This window comes from Rheinheimera tangshanensis (assembly GCF_014645135.1).
Classification (GTDB): domain Bacteria; phylum Pseudomonadota; class Gammaproteobacteria; order Enterobacterales; family Alteromonadaceae; genus Pararheinheimera; species Pararheinheimera tangshanensis.
This window is the reverse complement of sequence record NZ_BMLH01000004.1, coordinates 110,358-128,734: the sequence shown is the minus strand read 5'-3', so window position 1 is coordinate 128,734 and position 18,377 is coordinate 110,358. Positions and strand designations below refer to the sequence as shown.

At 46.6% G+C, this 18,377-nt stretch carries 14 protein-coding genes; 8 read left to right on the top strand and 6 right to left on the bottom strand.

What is annotated here, in order from left to right; all coding sequences use genetic code 11:
• Positions 1-73: 73 nt before the first annotated feature.
• Complete coding sequence (locus IEW88_RS09535; protein ID WP_147904013.1) at positions 74-781, top strand: glutathione S-transferase family protein; 708 nt, start codon at positions 74-76, stop codon at positions 779-781.
• Here the strand turns inward: IEW88_RS09535 and soxR are convergent.
• A complete protein-coding gene (gene soxR, locus IEW88_RS09530; RefSeq protein ID WP_147904012.1) occupies positions 742-1,224 on the bottom strand; it encodes a redox-sensitive transcriptional activator SoxR in 483 nt (160 codons plus the stop codon). The two genes, IEW88_RS09535 and soxR, sit on opposite strands and share 40 nt — an antisense overlap.
• Before the next feature lie 70 nt (positions 1,225-1,294).
• On the opposite strand from soxR, the gene IEW88_RS09525 reads away from it, so the two are divergent.
• Entirely contained in the window at positions 1,295-1,705 is a 411-nt protein-coding gene (locus IEW88_RS09525; RefSeq protein ID WP_147904011.1) for a DUF4440 domain-containing protein, read from the top strand.
• Here IEW88_RS09525 and IEW88_RS09520 read toward each other — a convergent pair.
• The 3 genes from IEW88_RS09520 to IEW88_RS09510 all read right to left on the bottom strand — a co-directional run bounded on the left by IEW88_RS09520 (position 1,702) and on the right by IEW88_RS09510 (position 5,459).
• Positions 1,702-2,439, bottom strand: a complete 738-nt coding sequence (locus IEW88_RS09520) for a substrate-binding periplasmic protein (RefSeq protein WP_053424329.1) — start codon at positions 2,437-2,439, stop codon at positions 1,702-1,704. The two genes, IEW88_RS09525 and IEW88_RS09520, sit on opposite strands and share 4 nt — an antisense overlap.
• Positions 2,440-2,607: 168 nt before the next feature.
• Entirely contained in the window at positions 2,608-3,513 is a 906-nt protein-coding gene (locus IEW88_RS09515) for a porin (RefSeq protein WP_082335731.1), read from the bottom strand.
• Positions 3,514-3,728: 215 nt separating this feature from the next.
• Positions 3,729-5,459, bottom strand: coding sequence for a phosphoethanolamine transferase family protein (locus IEW88_RS09510; RefSeq protein WP_147904010.1), 1,731 nt, complete (start codon positions 5,457-5,459; stop codon positions 3,729-3,731).
• Between the two features lie 335 nt (positions 5,460-5,794).
• Between IEW88_RS09510 and IEW88_RS09505 the strand changes: the two genes are divergently transcribed.
• A complete protein-coding gene (locus IEW88_RS09505; protein WP_053424326.1) occupies positions 5,795-8,392 on the top strand; it encodes a TonB-dependent receptor in 2,598 nt (865 codons plus the stop codon).
• A gap of 34 nt (positions 8,393-8,426) precedes the next feature.
• Here the strand turns inward: IEW88_RS09505 and IEW88_RS09500 are convergent, their stop codons facing one another.
• Both IEW88_RS09500 and IEW88_RS09495 read right to left on the bottom strand, forming a co-directional pair.
• Complete coding sequence (locus tag IEW88_RS09500; protein WP_147904009.1) at positions 8,427-9,359, bottom strand: GGDEF domain-containing protein; 933 nt, start codon at positions 9,357-9,359, stop codon at positions 8,427-8,429.
• 136 nt (positions 9,360-9,495) lie between these two features.
• Entirely contained in the window at positions 9,496-10,119 is a 624-nt protein-coding gene (locus IEW88_RS09495) for a TetR/AcrR family transcriptional regulator (RefSeq protein WP_147904008.1), read from the bottom strand.
• Between the two features lie 466 nt (positions 10,120-10,585).
• Between IEW88_RS09495 and IEW88_RS09490 the strand changes: the two genes are divergently transcribed.
• The 5 genes from IEW88_RS09490 (at position 10,586) to IEW88_RS09470 (ending at position 18,257) form a co-directional block, all read left to right on the top strand.
• Complete coding sequence (locus IEW88_RS09490; RefSeq protein ID WP_147904007.1) at positions 10,586-11,830, top strand: efflux RND transporter periplasmic adaptor subunit; 1,245 nt, start codon at positions 10,586-10,588, stop codon at positions 11,828-11,830.
• 9 nt (positions 11,831-11,839) lie between these two features.
• Positions 11,840-15,019, top strand: coding sequence for an efflux RND transporter permease subunit (locus IEW88_RS09485; protein ID WP_147904006.1), 3,180 nt, complete (start codon positions 11,840-11,842; stop codon positions 15,017-15,019).
• The gene (locus IEW88_RS09480; RefSeq protein ID WP_147904005.1) at positions 15,012-16,451 is read left to right on the top strand and encodes an efflux transporter outer membrane subunit; all 1,440 of its coding nucleotides are present in this window, start codon (positions 15,012-15,014) and stop codon (positions 16,449-16,451) included. The genes IEW88_RS09485 and IEW88_RS09480 overlap by 8 nt, the downstream gene beginning before the upstream one ends.
• Before the next feature lie 196 nt (positions 16,452-16,647).
• Positions 16,648-17,799 carry a PepSY-associated TM helix domain-containing protein gene (locus IEW88_RS09475; protein ID WP_147904004.1) on the top strand — a complete coding sequence of 384 codons (1,152 nt, stop codon included), beginning with the start codon at positions 16,648-16,650 and terminating at the stop codon, positions 17,797-17,799.
• Entirely contained in the window at positions 17,799-18,257 is a 459-nt protein-coding gene (locus tag IEW88_RS09470; protein ID WP_147904003.1) for a PA2404 family protein, read from the top strand. Before IEW88_RS09475 ends, IEW88_RS09470 begins: the two co-directional genes overlap by 1 nt.
• The last annotated feature ends 120 nt before the right edge of the window (positions 18,258-18,377 follow it).

Sequence of the window (18,377 nt, the reverse complement as noted above, 5' to 3'; positions counted from 1 at the left end):
GCCATCCTATTCGGTTTCTCTGATACAGTATTTAGGACTTAGATGACTCATTCCCACTGCAGCGGAGGCTTTGATGTACCAGCTTTATATTGCCAATAAAAACTACTCGTCCTGGTCGTTGCGCCCCTGGGTACTCATGCACGCTTTAGCTATACCTTTTGAAGAAAAGCAGGTGCAGTTTCAGTCCAATGACAATAGCGCACAATTTAAAGCTTTTGCGCCCAATGCCAAGGTGCCATGTCTGCATCATGACAACTGGGTGGTCTGGGATTCGCTGGCTATAGTAGAGTATTTAGCTGAGCGTCATAACGGAGTCTGGCCAACAGATGACAAAGAACGCAGCTGGGCACGTTCTGCTGCCGCTGAAATGCATTCAGGTTTTACAGCGCTTCGCAGCTATTGCCCTTTTCATGCGGCTGGTCGTTTTGATAAGACACCATTACCCGATGCAGTCTTAACTGATTTACAACGTATTGAACAACTGTGGCAGGAAGGATTGCAAGGTTTTGGCGGCCCTTATCTGGCTGGAAAGCAGTTTACAGCAGTAGATGCATTTTATGCCCCAGTCTTATTTCGCATCCAAAGTTACCAGTTACCTGTCTCAACTGCAGTTTCACCTTACGTCAGGCTGATGATGAAGTTGCCTGCGATGCAACTCTGGTATCAACAGGCGCTCTCAGAACCCTTTTGGGATGACGAACACGAAATCGCAGCTCTGGGCTCAGGCAAACTGATTGCAGATCACCGTTCTGGTTCTTCCAGTTCCTCCGACGTGGGGTAAAAATGTGCACCAGAACCTTGTGCCGCCAGCTTATCCTGTGGGTTGCGCAAGGGGCAGTGCGCCATAGATAAACAACCACAACCTATGCACATGCTCAATTGATCCCGCAAGTCTGTCAGTTGAGCTATACGCGCATCCAACTCCGTTTTCCACTGTTCCGACATCTGTTGCCAGTGCTGCTGATCGGCATTTTGCCCTGGCGGCAATACCGATAAGGCTTTGCCTATTTGCTCAAGCGGAATACCGGTACGCTGTGCTACTTTAATAATGGCCACCCGCCTTAATACATCCCGCGAATAACGACGTTGATTTCCTGTATTGCGCTGGCTGTGGATCAAGCCCTTTTGCTCATAAAAATGTAAAGTCGCCACAGAAACACCACTACGTTTTGCCACCTCGCCCACCGACAGCACCACTTTTTTTGCATCGCATTTTGCAGACATAAAAAACACTTGACCTTAACCTTACTTGAGGTTTTAGCATAACCTTAATTTCATCACCGGAGAAATTTTTATGCTGGAACATGCGGTATATGCGATAGGTGCGGCGTGCCGTTCAGAACAAGACTGTGCACAGCAATTATTAACCCGGTTGCAGTGCGCTATTAACCAACGCAACTGGGCTTTATTTGGCGAGTGTTTTACAGAGAATGTACTGTTGGTCAATTTATTAGGTCAACGTCTGTCAGGCCGGGCCGAACTCAAAGTTTATTTACAACAATTGCTGGAGTTACATCAGGACAGAGTCTGGGCCTATCAGCTGCTGCATTTGCAGCAACTGGATTTCGATACCTTTTTAATCAACGCACAACAGCTGTGGCAACATAAAGAAGGACAGCACAAAGTGGGTTTGTGCAGTACTCCGCTTTATGTAGTGAAACGGCAAGGCAATCAATGGCAGATCTGCGCTGGCAATATGCTTTAGAGAGAAGTGTGAGCCCAGCGTTTCAAGGCTTTATCCACAACACCTTGCTGGCGCATCAAAACAAAAAGCTGTTGGATTTGTTCAATCTGCAATGCGTGATGTGGATTTAAAGCACAGTAGACTTCAGCGGGTTGAGCCCAGAGTGGCTCAGCAGCAAGCTTAGAACTGTCAAACTGTTGCTGGTAATGGCCGTAACTTAAATCAACCGTCATCACCAGATCGACCCGGCCTTGCTCCAAACGCTGGATATTTTTCTCCAACGACTCAGCATCATCCCGCACTGCAGCATTGGTTTCAAACAAGGGTTGGAGCTCAGGGTAGGAAAATCCTCTGGTGGTGCCTATACGTTTGTGAAATAAATCTTGATTTGAGCGCACCGGACTGTCTTCGAGACGACGCACTATATATTGCCGGGTGTGAAACAATACGCCAGTCCAACTCAGTTTATAGCTGGCAGGTACCCACTGAGGATTGAGGAAGCAAGCAATGTCAGCTTTGTCTGTGAGCAGCCACTCCACCACCCGACCTCTGGGTAAATCCAGATACTGCACTGGTCTGTTTAATCTGGTGGCGAGTGCATCCAGTAAATCTTTCGCTATACCGTCGACTAAGCGCTGCTGCGGATCAAAAATAGCATAAGGTGCAGTATTGGTTTGACTGACTACAGCACGTAAAGGCTCTGCTGCAAAAAGCAGACTGGGCACCATCAATAGCAAAGACCACCACTTCCACATCAGAGATTACTCTATTGTCTGCTTCGGCTTTCTATCCATCATAACCAAGGCTTTACAATTTAAACAGTAAGTGACCAATGAAAGTCAGTTTTTTATCTCACCGCGTTGCGCTAAAACAAAACAGGCAGCCATCGAGCTGCCTGTTTTGATCTCTGGCCTGGATTGACATCAGAACTTATGTTCTATGCCGACCGCAACATAATCGCTGTCAACTTTAGTATCAAAGTCAAAACTACTGTACCAGCCAAACAACTTGGTATTTTTACCCAATTTGTAATCTGCACCAGCAGAAATACCATCGTCATCCTCTAAAGTCTGGTATTGAGCTTTTAGCTCCCACTTGTTCAGTGGATAAGCGATATTAGCCATATAACCATCGGCCTTTTCGCCCGTTTCCACTTCTTCCTGTTGCTGCACCATAGCGCCTAACTTAAAGTCAGCGACTTTAACTTGCACAGTTGCACGGCTGGCATCATAGCCATTCATCTCGCTGTCCATAGCGATTGATGCATACCAGGCCGTGTCTTTTAAACTTTCGTCGCCGTAGACAACAGCATAAGACTGAGCACTTTTTGCGTCTGCTTCATCTTCCATTACATGAGTCAGCAACAACTTAAAGCCTTGAAAAGAGGGGGAGCTGTAAGCGACTGAATCACTCATACGGTTTTCACCTTTCCACAAACTTTTCAGATCCGCTTCATAGTCGTTAAACAGGTCAAGTTTACCTTGCGACAGTTTTAAGGCTGTATCGTGACGGCCAGCGGTTACAGTACCGAACACACCTTGCAGACCAATAAATTGGTTACGGGATTTGATATTTTTCTCGTTTGCCTCGTCAGACGGGTCCACTTCCCATTCCAATTGGTAAATCAGTGTCAAACCTTCTTCAAGCGCATAATCGCCCTGAATGCCAAAACGGGAGGCATTACTTTTTAATTCGCCGAACGATCCTTCGCCCTCATCAGACTGTTGTGCTGAAACGTTAATTTTTCCATAGATTTCCCAGTCTTTGGCCTGGGCCGTTGCAACACAACTTAAAGCCAATGCAATACTTATGAAAGTTTTTGCAAACATGATTTTTTCCTTTCGTAATAGGAGATTTGGGCTACCAAATACTGTTTAGCTGATAAACATTCATTAGATACGGGACACTCAGTACCCGGCATCCATCAGGAAATGCTCTGTTGCCGGGTTATTGAAATATGACAATAAAGCTTCCGTAACATGACGTTTCGGAGGCCATTTTATGACTAAATAATGACACTATTATGACAGTGAAAAAGTAATGATTAAGGTGCCTTCAGTTCCTGGCACTCTCCTACCCGAGTAGCTTTATCAAAATCCAGCCCCTGCTGCAGGATCCGGGATGAGGGTCGCCAATCCGGGCTGAGCCAACTTTTAGTCAGCTTTTGATCCGGGTATTCAATACCCGCCAAATCAAGGAAAGAATGGAAAACGTTAGTGGTTACTAAAGGTTGTTCTCGTCGTTGTTCTGCCAGGGATTTTTTCTGTGGATACTGCAAATTGTATAGCTCAGAGGTCCAGAGGATAGAGGCCACTCTATAGTCCCGCTCGGTATTGTGACCGTGACCACTTTTGTTACATTGACCGTCAAAAATATTTTCACCATGGTCAGAGACATAAAACAGACCACTGATACTTTGGCTTTGTTCAAGCTGCTTAATCAGGTTAAACAGAATAAAATCAGTATATGCAACACTGTTGTCATAAGCATTGTTCAGCAGAACTTTGGAGTTTTGATCATGCATACTGATCGACTGGCCTTTGCCTGATGGCGTAAATAAGTCAAAGGCTTGTGGGTATCGGTCGGCATAACTAAAGTGACTGCCCAGTGTGTGCAACACGATCAGTTGTTTTTGTTCGTTTTGTTGCAGCACACGGTCAAAAGCAGGTAACAGGATATCGTCGTAAAACCCTTCTTTTTTATAACCCACAGGGTTTAGATACTGCACCTGATCAGCCTCACTGGCATGCAACGCAATAGAGGAGTCGTGCACACCTAATGGGCTTTGGGTCGACAACCAGGCTGTACTAAAACCCGCCTCTTTAAAAGCGGCAACTACAGATGTTTCAGTTGGAAAATAACGCTGATCCGTTGCGCTTTTACGCGACAGGATCACAGGGACAGACATACGGGTCCAGGCCCATGGACTGACCATGTTGGTGTAACTAATCACATTTTTAGTGCCAGATAGCCGCGGAGTTGTGGCTCTGTTGTAGCCATTGAGCTGCAATCTGTCAGGCCGTAAAGTTTCCCCTATCACCAGCACATAAATTTGTCGTTGAGCCGGAATATCGGTCTGACGGGCAGAAAATTTAAACAAGGCTGTAGATTCAGCAATATCAGCTACGGCTTGTTTTTGTTTCACAAATTCATTGACAGCGATCAGCATATTTAACGGATAAGTGGCATGAAACTTTTCATAGCTGTAGGGCAAAGGACGCTGCACAAAAACGTTTTCTTCCGGGTTGCTGCGCTGCTTTGCTTTGTTAATTTGCTGATATTGCCACTCGTTCCAGCTCAGGCTAACCAGCACTCCGATACAAATCAGCCAAATCACAGGCCTAAGTCCACTTTGCCATTGCCAATGACGCTGCCAGGCGCTGCGCACCAGATACCACCAAAGCAACACAATAGCCACTACAGCCAAAGCTAAAAACACGCCTATACCAGTCAAATAACCTAAGGCTTCATTCAGGTCAGTTTCCGCCACTATAGCTATGGCATGAGCATCGGTATTCTTCTGATAAGTCAGGAGATAAAACACTTCTTGCGGCACCAGCAAAGCAGCGGGTAATAACAACACCAAACCTGGCCATAAAGAGCGGAATAACGACAGTATCAACATATAAAACCAGACTGCCGCTATTAGTTTCCATTGCAAATAGGGTACCAGATCCTGCTCTGGCCATTGCACCAGCACCGGAGATAACAACAGCAAGCCAAAAACGACTAATCCAACAGCACGAAACAACGAATGCACTAACGACTGGTTCACTCAAAAGCCTCCAGGCTCAATATCAAAACATAGCGGATCTGAAAAACTGGAATTCTGAGCGCATTTTGCGGTTTTTACCAGCACGATGATGCAGGAAATAGTCTGAACTCAGCTAAATAATGGAGAAGCCAATCCTATCGCGACAGCCAAAACAGAGATGGCGTCACGTTCAAAGATTTTTGTTACAAATCAATGTGTTTTATACAAATTTTACATTAAAAACTCATTTACAAAAGGTCTGTATTTGTACTATATCTAAAACGCCTGTTTTAACGGGTACTACTAATATTTATAAAGAATGCAACTACAAAAATCCAGCTAGGAAGCAATAAAATATGAATAATAACAAAATAATACGATTAAGCCGCTGTGCTATAGCCGTTGGAGCTGTACTGTTGAGCGGGCAAAGTTTTGCTCAACAAGCTGAAGATGGTCAAGATGTTGAACGCATCGCAGTCACGGGCTCTCACATTAAAAGAACCGATCTTGAAGGCCCTTCACCTGTCACTATTATTAGCCGCGACGATATCGACAAATCAGGTTTTGATAACCTGCAACAATTACTGGAACGTTTACCTGCAGCAGGTTCAGGCACATTCTCCACCCGGGGTAACAGCCAGGACTCGACAGCCAACGGTGCAGCAGCAGTCAGCTTAAGAGGTTTTGGTGCAGATGCAACGCTGGTGTTAATCAATGGTCGCCGAGTGGCCAGCAGCCCTTTTGCTGAGGGCATAGTCAACAGCTTTGTTGATATCAACAGCATCCCTATGGCTGCGATTGAACGTATCGATATTTTAAAAGATGGAGCCTCTGCCATTTATGGTTCTGATGCAGTGGCAGGTGTAGTGAATATTATCTTGCGTAAAGATTTCACTGGCACGGATGTTACCGCAGGTTTTGGTGGCACAACAGGCCCGAACTATGACGAAAAAACCTTCTCCACGGTCTGGGGCACTGGAGATGATAAAAGCAATGCGACTCTGATCCTGGACTACTTCAATAACTCTCAAATCGACAACTATGAGTTAGGTCGTTTTGGCACCGCCAACCAAGCACCATTCGGTGGTCAGGATACCCGCTCTTCACGGGGCTATCCGGGTCGTTTTATCGTGGATGGTGTAGTAACTATTGATCCAGGTTGCCCAGCAGATCAGCGCGCTGGTGCAACCTGTTTATACGATTACGGCCCGTCCTCTATTGCAGTTCCGGAAGCAGAACGTATGGGGGCTATTCTTAGCATGAACAGGGATGTCAATGACAGTGTCGAGCTCTTTGCAGAAATTGCAGCTCAGCACAACACCTCTAACGCCGGTGGTGCTGCGACGCCATTAGATGAAGGCGCTGGTTTAACAGTGCCAGGCACTCATCCAAATAACCCTTTTGGTCAGGACGTTGAAATCAGCCGTTACCGCACTGTAGATGCAGGTAACAGACGTTGGGATATTACCTCAGATACCTTGCGGGTACTGGCAGGGTTACGCGGCAATATCAATAACTGGGACTGGGAAACTGCTGTGCAAAAAGGCCGCAGCGCATCCTCTCAAACCGGTGATAAGTCACAAGGTTGGGTTCGTACCGACTTCCTGCAGCAAGAAATTAATGCAGGCCGTTACAATCCTTTTGGCGGTGTGCAAAATCCACAATCTGTGATTGATGCTATTACCACTAGTTTAGTGCGTCGCGGTAAATCCCATATGACCTCGGCGGATGCGCGTATCAGTGGTGAGCTGTTTGATGTCAGTCATGGTGCAGTGTCTTTAGCTGCGGGTGTTGAATACCGTAAAGAAGACGCAACCGATACGCCAGATGATCAGTTCCAGCGTGGTTTGATTTTTGGTACTGAATCTGTATCTGCTGCAGCCAGCCGTTCGCAAAAAGCTGCTTATGTTGAGATTTCAGTGCCGTTGCTGGAAAATCTGGAAATGCAATTAGCTGAGCGTTATGACCACTACAGTGATTTTGGTGGCACAGCTAATCCTAAAGTCGCCTTCCACTTTACCCCTACCGATGAGTGGTCACTTCGTGCTTCATGGAGTCAGGGCTTCCGAGCGCCTTCACTGGCACAAGTTGGCTTAGGTCCATCTCAGGAATCACAATTCTTCGTTGATACTTTCCGCTGTCCAACACCTGACGCCAGCAACCCGGCTTGCGCCTCTACCGACTACACCATAGTGTTTGCTGGTAACCCAAATTTAGAAGCTGAGGAATCAGAAAGCTGGAACGTCGGCGCAATCTGGCAGGTCACTGAAGACTTAGATTTCAGCCTGGATGTCTGGAGCATTACTCAGGACAACAAAATCGATGAAGTTCCTTTCGGTGATGTTTATGCGGCAGAATGCGGTAACCAAAATAGCACTATCTGTGTACGCCGGGCTCCGTTACCAGGTCAGACTTTAGGTGAACTGGACAGGATCAACAACACCTTCTTTAACGTCAGTTCTCAGGAAGCAGACGGTATCGATTTATCCAGCCGCTATAAAATGGATTTAGACGGTATGGGTAAACTGAAATTTAACCTGGAATACACTTACCTGAGCAACTTCGAAAAAGATGGTCAGGATTACACAGGTGAATACCGTTACCCGCAACACCGCTGGACTGGAACTGCAGATTGGACCTTAAACGACTGGGGCGCAGCTACAGTACTGAGTTATATAGGTGAGTTTGAAGATACACCAGATATCAATTTTGATGGTGCCTTGGACTTTGAAGAGAATGAATCTCGCAAAGTGAAAGCTCAGGTACTTGTTGATGTTCAGGGTTATTACAACCTGAACGAGAAAACCAAAATTACTATTGGTATCAATAACCTGTTTGATGAAGATCCGCCATTTGCTATAGGCGACGGCGATGGTGATTTGTATGGTTATGTCACCAGTATGTACAACCCTCGTGGCCAGTACATTTACGGTAAAGTGAACTATAAGTTCTAACAACCTGCTTCAGTAAAGGGCCTTCGGGCCCTTTTTATTCATCGAGCAACCTAAATAACTCAGCTCTGTTACGACCATTACGTTTGGCCATATAAAGCGCAGAATCGGCTTGCAGATACAATTCCTCAAAATTACTTTCCCCCTGGGTCAAAGCTATACCAATTGACGTGGTTACGCATAGCTCAACACGACCTGCTTTGACTGGAAAGTCAGCCAGCATTCCTCTTATTCGCTCAGCAACATGTAAAGCTGTCGCCAGATCAGTTTCAGTTAAAAATACCGCAAACTCTTCACCACCAATACGGCCAAAAATATCGTATTCACGAAGCGCTTTTTTGATTCTGTTCGCGGTCGCTTTTAACACTTCATCCCCAGCCTGGTGGCCATAGCTGTCGTTGACTGATTTAAAAAAATCTAAGTCCAACAACAGTAAAGCGGCAGGTTTATCTACACGCTGGCAACGGGCTAACTCGGCTTCGACTGAATCGACAAAGCAGCGACGATTGGCCACTTTAGTCAGCTCATCTGTCAAAGCCAACTCGCTTAAAGTCAAGACTTTGCTATGGAGCTGATGCTCCAATACTTTCTGTTTAGTGATTTCTTTGGCTTGGATCAACATCTCGCCCGTTGGTAAAATCTGTTCAGACATTAAAAACCAACGGTCATCCGTTAAATTCACTTCAAATAACTGAAACGGATTTTGTCGTCTTTTTTGCTGCACCTGAGCCAACCATTCATCAATGGTTTCAATTTCAAAACGTATACCCTTGCCTTCACTAAAAGATAAACGCATCAGTTGCTCAAAAGAAAGCCCCTGTATTTTGCGTTGGTCCTGATAAAAAATACCAGCGAAAGCCTGATTACAACCAAGCATCTTGTCATCGGCGCTTAAAATGGCATAACCATCGTTACAAACTTCTATAAATTCCAATAGTTTTTGCTGAAACTTGTGCTGAGAAAGTGACATACCAACCTCAGACGAAAGGTGTATGGTTAAACACTAGCAGAGGGGGTAAAGAGTGACAAAGGAGATAATAGAACTTAAGTTGAAGCGGAAATTAAATAACCAAAGGGGCCTGCTGTAGCCCCTTTCATCAGAGTCATTAAGCTCTTTTACCAGGCCATGCACTCAGCACAGTTTCAGCCACCTGCTTTAACTCGGCGCAGTTTGCGCCACTGGTCGCTTGTACGGCCATCCCCTGCAATACTGCACCTATGTAGCGAGCTAAGGCAGCAGGATCAGAATCTGCGGGTAAATCGCCTTCGTCTTTGGCTTTTTGCAAGCGTTCACACAGAGCCACTTCGCCGGCTCTGCGTTTAATAATCAAGGCCTCTTTAACAAAAGCAGCTGACTCGCTACAAGCCAGAGCCCCCTGCACTATGACACAACCCGGTGGGTTATTTGGATCGGCATTAGCACTGGCTGCACCACAAAGCATGTGTTTGACGACTTCATAAGAAGTCGCATGTTCCAGAGCCGGATAAAAAAATGCACAAGGCCGGTTTTCGTACAACTCAATGGCTTTTAAAAACAATTGTTCTTTGTTACCAAAAGCAGCATACAAACTGGGTTTGTTGATGCCCATGGCTTCACATAAATCAGGTAAAGATGCGCCTTCGTAACCTTTACGCCAGAAAACTTCCAGCGCCTTTTGTAAGGCCTTTTCCATGTCAAAAGCGCGCGGGCGTCCCACTGTTGGCGCTGGTGTAACCGCTGATGCTGACATTTCAAACTCCGGATTAAAAAGGATACCCTAGCATAAACTGCTTGGCAACACATGTCCAGCAAGGAATATTTACCAATCGGTACAATATAGTGTAAGCTAGCAACTTATCGTGACAGACCAGTTGCCTGCAGCGCTTTTGACTCTGTAACCCAGAAATAGTTTTAGGCAATCTTCAGCGGCTTTTAGATATTCAGTAAACACAAGGCCCGACTTATCCTGCCCTCAGGTTAACAGCCCTTCGAGCAGTAGCCCCTGCTAACCCATTAACTTCGGCTTATAACCAAAGTTTTTTGTTAAGTTCTAAAGATTCTACATTTATTTACCAATCGGTACAAAATAATGATTGACTACGGATTGGACTTCTATATATTTACCGACCAGTACAAAACTAACAGATGAAACTAGTTTGTACAACAGAAGTTGAAACTAAATCTTTTTATTGATCGAACTGAACGAGGAAAATGTCATGAGCAGCAACAGCACTATTCGTACCTTTGTCTTGGGAAGCATCGCCGCCTTAGTGTTATCCGCTTGTGGCAGTCCTGAAGCCGCAGCACCGGGCGCTATGGCAGCACCTGAAATTAATGTAGCGACAGTAGTACAGGAAAAAATCACAGAGTGGGACGAATTTACTGGTCGCTTACAAGCGCCGGAAACAGTCACTTTGGTGCCACGGGTATCAGGTTATATCGAACAGGTATTTTTCACTGAAGGCGCTTTAGTGAAACAAGGCGATTTGCTGTTTCAGATTGATGCACGTCCTTTTGCAGCTGAAGTTGCGCGCTTAAGAGCTGAGTTGACCAATGCTGAAACCGCACAAAAACTGGCAGATAACGATTATCGCCGCGCCGCCGCTTTAAAAAAACAACGGGCTATCTCTGAAGAAGTATTGGACACGCGTTTAAGCCGCAAGCTGCAATCAGCAGCGACAGTCGCATCTGTTAAAGCTGCTTTGCAACGTGCTGAACTGGACCTGTCTTTTACTCAGGTGAAAGCACCTATTTCTGGCCGTGTTTCTTATGCGCAAATCACAGCGGGTAACTTTGTTCAGGCTGGTAGCAGCCAACTGACTACTTTAGTCAGCACCAGTAAAATGTATGCGTACTTTGATGCCGATGAGCAAACTTACCTGAAGTATGTGCAGCTGGCGACAGCAGGCAATAGAGCTGAACAGCGCACAGCCCATAATACGGTCTATATGGCGCTGGCCGGTGACAGCGAATTTGGTTATGTCGGCAGCATCGACTTTATCGATAACAGCATCAATGCCCAGACCGGTACTATCCGTGCCCGGGCCACCTTTGAAAACGTCGATAACAAATTAATACCTGGCTTATTCGCCCGCTTAAAGCTGGTCGGCAGTAACGCGTATCAGGGGATTTTGATCGATGACAAAGCCATAGGCACAGACTTAAGCAACAAGTTTGTATTAGTGGTGAATAACGAAAATCAACTGGAATACCGTCCTGTCACTTTAGGTGAAAAGGTCAACGGCCTGCGCATTATCAGCAAAGGCTTGAATCCATCCGATCGGATTGTGGTGAATGGTCTGCAACGTGTGCGGCCAGCCATGACGATCCAGCCTAAATTGGTGGAAATGGCCACAGCCCAACAGTTAACCAGCTTAAAAGCTGAACAACAGCAGTTAGAGACAGACAGCAAGCAAGAACTTACCGCTGCTGCAGAACAAGCAACGGCTAACCAGGGTTAAGGAACGGATATGTTATCGCAATTTTTTATCAAAAGACCTATTTTTGCCGCCGTGCTGTCGCTGCTGATTTTTATCGGCGGCGCCATCGCCGTCTGGCAACTCCCTATCACTGAATACCCTGAAGTCGTGCCACCTACAGTAGTAGTAACAGCTAACTATCCGGGTGCTAACCCTAAAATTATAGCGGATACAGTCGCTTCGCCTTTAGAGCAGGAAATTAACGGCGTGGAAAACATGCTGTATATGTCTTCACAGGCGACTTCTGATGGCCGCATGACCTTAACTATCACCTTCGCTATAGGGACTGATGTGGACCGTGCTCAAACTCAGGTTCAAAGCCGGGTTGACAGAGCCAGACCACGCTTGCCGCAGGAAGTGCAACGTTTAGGGGTAGTGACTGAGAAATCATCGCCGGATTTAACTATGGTGGTGCATTTAACCTCGCCGGATGACAGATACGATATGTTGTATTTGTCAAACTATGCGGCGCTGAACGTCAAAGACGAATTAGCCCGAATTGAAGGTGTAGGTGCGGTGCGTTTATTTGGTGCCAGCGAATACAGCTTACGTATCTGGCTGGATCCAAATAAAGTTTCAGCTGTGGGCTTATCACCAGCTCAGGTATTAGCTGCAATCCGTGAACAAAACCAACAGGCTGCAGCCGGTTCTTTAGGTGCTCAGCCTGCGGGTGACAGTGATTTCCAAATTCTGATCAACGTCAAAGGCCGTTTAACCACGGAGCAGGAATTTGCTGACATTATCGTTAAAGTCGGTGAAAACGGCGAAGTGACTCGTATCCGTGATATTGGCCGGGTGGAATTAGGCGCTCAATCTTATGCACTACGCTCACTGCTGAATAACAAAGACGCTGTCGCTATGCCGATTTTTCAGGCCTCGGGCTCTAATGCGATTCAGATTTCTGATGATGTGCGTGCCACTATGGCAGAACTGTCAAAAGGTTTCCCTGAAGGTTTAACTTACGACATCGTCTACGACCCTACGGTATTCGTACGGGGCTCTATTGAAGCAGTAATCAAAACCTTGCTGGAAGCCATATTGCTGGTGGTGCTGGTGGTGGTGTTATTCCTGCAAACCTGGCGTGCTTCTATTATTCCTTTAGTGGCTGTGCCTGTATCCCTGATTGGTACCTTTGCTTTTATGCATATGCTGGGCTTTTCATTAAACGCTTTATCTTTATTTGGTCTGGTATTGGCCATAGGTATAGTGGTTGATGACGCCATAGTAGTGGTCGAAAACGTCGAGCGGAATATCGCTGATGGCTTATCTCCTATGGCCGCCACGCAAAAAGCCATGAAAGAAGTAACAGGCCCGATCGTTGCAACTACCTTAGTACTGGCTGCTGTGTTTATTCCTACTGCTTTCATGTCCGGTTTAACAGGCCAGTTTTATAAACAGTTCGCGTTAACTATCACTATTTCTACCTTTATCTCGGCGCTGAACTCGTTAACCTTAAGCCCTGCTTTATCAGCACTGCTGTTGAAACCTCATGGCGCTAAACCAGACGGCTTAACCCGTGTACTGAATAAAGCCTTTGGCAGCTGGTTATTTGATCCCTTTAATCGCCTGTTTAACAGAGCGTCCAAAGGTTATGGCCTGATGGTACGTAAAGTGATTCGGTTTGGTGGCATTATCGGTATTCTATACATTGGCTTAGTTGGCTTAACTGCAGTGCAGTTCCAGCAAACCCCTACAGGTTATGTGCCTGGTCAGGATAAACAATACTTAGTGGCTTTTGCTCAGTTACCGGACGCCTCTTCTTTAGACCGCACCGAAGCTGTGATTAAAGAAATGTCCCGTATTGCGGCCGAACATCCAGGTGTAGCGAACTCTATCTCCTTCCCTGGCTTGTCGATCAACGGTTTTACCAATAGCCCAAGCGCAGGCATAGTCTTTGTCGGTCTGGATGACTTTGACAAACGTGGTTCACCAGAGTTATCAGGCAATGCTATTGCAGCCGCTTTAAACCAGAAATTTGCTGGTATTCAGGACGCCTTTATCGCCATATTTCCGCCACCACCTGTGCAAGGTTTAGGCACCATAGGTGGTTTCCGTCTGCAGATTCAGGACAGAGCCAACTTAGGTTATGAAGAACTGGCTGCGGTCACCATGCAAGTGATGCAAAAAGCCTGGGCTACGCCTGAACTGGCCGGTGTGTTCTCCAGTTATCAGGTCAATGTACCGCAGCTGGATTTAGACGTAGACCGTACCAAAGCCAAACAACAAGGTGTCAATCTGGATGAGATATTCCAGACGCTGCAGGTCTATATGGGCTCGGCTTATGTCAACGACTTTAACCAGTTTGGCCGGACTTATCAGGTGAATGTACAGGCGGATGAACAATTCCGTCAGGACCCTGAACAAATCCGTCAGTTGAAAGTGCGCAACAACGCAGGTGAAATGATCCCACTGGGTTCCTTCATCAACGTGAAACACTCTGCTGGTCCTGACCGCGTCATGCACTACAACGGTTACACCACAGCAGAAATTAACGGTGGCCCTGCCCCTGGTTACAGTACAGGTGAAGCTCAGGCTGCTATTGAGAAAATTCTGGCTGAAACTTTACCTCAAGGCATGACCTACGAATGGACAGAACTGACTTATCAGCAAATCCTGGCCGGCAATGCGGAGTTATTCATATTCCCGCTGGTGATACTGCTGGTGTTTATGGTGTTGGCAGCTCAGTACGAGAGCTTAACTTTACCACTGGCTATTATCCTGATTGTGCCTATGACTTTGTTATCGGCCATGACAGGTGTCTGGATCTACGGTGGTGATAACAACATCTTCACTCAGATAGGCTTGATAGTGCTGGTGGGGCTTGCGACCAAAAACGCCATCTTAATAGTCGAATTTGCCAAAGAGTTGCAAGACCATGGCATGAAAACTATGGACGCCATTCTCGAAGCTGCCCGCTTACGTTTGCGCCCCATTTTAATGACCTCCATCGCCTTTATTATGGGTGTGGTGCCTATGGTGTTTTCAACAGGTGCTGGTGCAGAAATGCGTCAGGCCATGGGTGTAGCTGTATTCGCCGGTATGATTGGCGTCACTATCTTCGGTCTGATTTTAACACCACTGTTTTATTACACTCTGGCCAAACGCCGTGATCGTCAACTGGCCCCAGGCAGTTCAGAAGTAACAGCTACAGAGGAACATCATCATGCGTAAAACCATTCGTTTAACCGCTATCAGTATGGCTTTAGCATCACTGTTGTTTGGTTGTGCATCGGTAGGACCAAGCTATGCAGCTCCTGTAGCTGCCAATCAGGTGCAACTGCCCGCTGAATACAGAGCAGCGGATAAAGCCCAACACTGGTGGCAACAATTTAATGATCCAGTATTAAATCAACTGATAGAAAAGGCTTTGCTGAATAACCAGACCTTAGCTGCGGCAGAAGCCAACGTAAAACGTGCTTATGCCGTCTTTGAAGACAGTGACAATGATCATCTGCCTCGTATGGATATCACCGCCAGTCAGCAAAACAATCAGGTGCCGGACAGTGCGGCGCAAAACGCCGGGCAAATTCAGCGCCAAGCCAATTTAGGCGGTGCTTTAAGCTGGGATTTGGATTTGTTTGGCAAGCTGCGCCGTGCCGCTGAAGCCGCAGATGCCAGAGCCCAAGGGGCTGAACTGGCATGGCAGGAAGCAAAAGTGCAATTGTTAGCTCAGGTAGCCGCCAGTTATGGTGACTATCGCGGTGCTGAACTGCGCCTGAGTGTGGCCGAACAAAATCTGGGCAATTTACGTCGTACCAAACAGATTATTCTGGCGCGCCGTGACGCAGGTGTAGCTTCGGATCTGGAAATCAGCCGTATCGACGCACAGATTTATCAGTTGCAAAGTACAATGCCGCAATTTGCTTTTGCCAAAGCTCAGGCTAACGCCACTCTGGCCGCTTTAGTCGCCCAACCTGCAGAGCAGTTTGTGGTTGATGGCTCTTTAGTGAAAAGCAGAAGCGAAGCTTTGCCTGAGCTGAATAAACCTTTGTCTTTTGCCAATCAGCACAACTACTTAAAGTTCAGAACTGACGTGGCAGTAGCCGAGCGGGAACTGGCCGCCAGTACTGCAGATATAGGGGTAGCCACCGCCGAGTTATACCCGGAAGTGTCTGTCAGCGGGTTTTTAGGTTTTATTTCAAGCCCAGGCCTGAGTCTGGGTTCGCAAAACGAGGCCTGGAGTATAGCGCCTAGCTTACGCTGGCAAGCCACAGAGCTAAGTTCCATTCAGGCCCGTATTCGCGGTGCAGAAGCAGAACAGCAAATGGCCTTTGCCCGATTCCAGCAGACGGTGTTTGATGCGCTGGCGCAAATGCAGACTTCACTGCACGGCTATAAAACAAGCCGTGAGCAGCAATTAAGCGCACAGCAACAAGTAGCCGCCACTGAACAGGCAGTGCAGCTGACCCGGGCTCAATACGAAGCCGGCACTACTGAGTTTCTTGACTTGCTGGACGCCGAGCGTGAGTGGTTAGCAGCCCGCGATCAACAGGCGGTGCTGTCGGCGCAAAGCTTCCAGCGTTTGGTCTCTGTCTACCGTGCTTTTGCAGGGGGTTTAGAGCTGGAGCCAAACACACCACAAATAGCCTTAGTGAAAGAATAAGTAGCCTGCAAGCTGGCTGCCGCGTCAGCTTTTATTAACGAGTAACTTTTGGGCGTCCGGTTAGTCCCATTTCCCAACGGACGCCCTTTTTTATCTTCGCATGACCGCCAGTCATCGCCCAGCTATTGATAACCATTCTTATCCGCATTATTATTAAGAACATTTTCATCCCTTGCTGAATAAGGCTGATTTTCCGGTGTTTAAGCTCAAACAACGTTTCTGGTTTTTATTACATGGCTGGGTAGGTTTACCTGTCTGGTTAATTTTTTGTGCTGTGTGCTTAACAGGCACTATTGCGGTGTTTAGTCATGAACTGACCTGGCTAACCAACCCCAACTCCAGAGCAGAAAATCCACAAAATCTGCCAGTCAAACCTGCTACTGAACTGATTGCCGCCGTCAAAGCTGAAGTACCTGATGCTGAAGTAGGCAGTGTGATGGTGATGGAACCTTATCTGGTGAACGCTGTGATATTTTCCACAGCAAAAGCACCTTTTGGCATCGCTTACGTCAACCAGTACACAGGCAAAGTACAGGAGCTAAACTACGGCCTGAATTTTATTAGCTTTATGCGTTCGTTACACGGTTGGTTATTATTCCCCTGGCAGAGCAGTTACAGTGTTGGCTATTACCTTGTCAGTGGTATGGCTATCCTGATGCTGATGTCGTTAATCACTGGTTTAGTGATTTATAAAAACTTCTGGAAGTCTTTCACCCAACCTAAAATACGGTTCAATCAAGGACGTAAAACCCTATTAACTGATTTACACCGTCTGGCTGGGGTCTGGTCGATTTGGTTTTTAGTGGTGATGAGCTTAACCGGCTTGTGGTATCTGTTGCAGGCAATTTTATGGCATAACGATATTGAGTTTTACCATGAACCGAAAATTCTGACGGCAGCTGAAGTACCGGCTGCAGGACAAAAACATACAGCACCTTATTCACTGGAAGATGCACTGGTGATTGCCAAACAAACTTTGCCAGAGCTGGAACCGGCTTACATCATGATGCCGGAGCATAACAGAGATTTGTATCGTATTTCAGGTTCTGGTGATTCTGTCTTCTTTGATCAGTATTCTTACACCGTATTAGTGAATCCATGGACAGGCGCAGTCACTGATGTACACACCCCAGCGCAAATGTCCGGTCTTGAAGTCATTAGCCACATAGCAGATCCGCTGCATTACGGCACCATAGGCGGTATCTGGACGAAAATTATCTGGTTCCTGTTTGGTTTATTGTTATCTGGTATGTCGATTACAGGCTTTATGATTTGGGGCAGCCGCACTATGAAAGCGGCTCGTAAAGAACCTGTAACCAGTTACACAACTTCAGAGGTAAATTCCTGATGGCACAACGTTCAGACAACTGGTGGCAACGTAATAAATTTAAACTCAATGGTCTGGTATTAATTCTACCTTTCTGGTTTTTGTACGAAGCGATGAACCCTGTGTTTCCGGCGTCCTGGCCGACACAGACCATTGGTACTTTTGAAGTAACACCCACTCCACTCACCAACGATGCACCTTACCAGCATCACGGCGATTGGGTGAAAGATTTCAGCCTGCAGTTTTGTGAAGGTTGTGTCGCTAATATCCGTCAGGCTTATATGGCGATAGCAGCAGAGCAACCTGCGATAGAAGATTTTGCTGAAGCCGACTTGAGTATCCTGCACGGTAGCTCTTTTGCCCAGCATGTGCATGCCAAAGCGACAGCGCAACCTAAAGACGGCGATAAAGTCTGGTTATTGATTGAAGACTGGCAGGGTAAACTACATGTAGGTTCATGGGACTGGCCACAGTCCTAGGATGAACGGCTCGGAGTCAGATTAAACTCTACGGCTTGATTTGACTCTAAGCTGAATTAACTTTTGTTACAATCCTAAGCACAAATTAATCAGCCAAAGCGTTACACTCAGACGGCGTCT